Origin of the sequence: Morganella morganii, from assembly GCF_041099235.1 — a bacterium.
GTDB classification, from domain to species: domain Bacteria; phylum Pseudomonadota; class Gammaproteobacteria; order Enterobacterales; family Enterobacteriaceae; genus Morganella; species Morganella morganii_E.
Genome location: NZ_JBFZSO010000026.1, coordinates 1 through 548 on the forward strand (window position 1 = coordinate 1; position 548 = coordinate 548).

The 548-nt window shown below is 59.5% G+C and carries 1 protein-coding gene; it reads left to right on the top strand.

The features are described 5' to 3' along the window. Positions 1–544, top strand: a 544-nt coding sequence (locus tag AB7038_RS18080; protein WP_369453749.1) for a solute carrier family 23 protein, incomplete at its 5' end; no start/stop codon positions are given. Positions 545–548: the final 4 nt, after the last annotated feature.

Consider the following 548-nt stretch of genomic DNA (forward strand, 5'->3'; position numbering starts at 1 on the left):
GGCGGAAAACCTGGGGCATTTAAAGGCCGTATCGGGAATGACCGGGCGCAATCTGGATCCCTGGATGGGGCGCGCGTTTGTCGGCGACGGGCTGGCGACCCTGCTTTCCGGCGCCTGCGGCGGTAGCGGCGTCACCACCTATGCGGAGAACATCGGCGTTATGGCGGTGACCAAAGTCTATTCAACACTGGTGTTTGTCGCCGCGGCGCTGATCGCCATCCTGCTCGGGTTTTCGCCCAAGTTCGGCGCCCTGATTCATACGATCCCAGGCCCGGTCATTGGCGGCGCATCAATCGTGGTCTTTGGTTTGATTGCGGTCACCGGGGCGCGGATATGGGTGCAGAATCGGGTCGATCTCAGCCTGAATGCGAATTTAATCATGGTGGCGGAGACGCTGGTTCTGGGCGCAGGCGATTTTACCTTGTCGCTGGGGGGCTTTCGCCTTGGAGGGATTGGGACGGCGACTTTCGGCGCTATTTTACTGCATGCGTTGCTTAACCGCCGTCAGCACCAGGAAAAGGTGGCAAAAGCCACTACGGTATAATCAG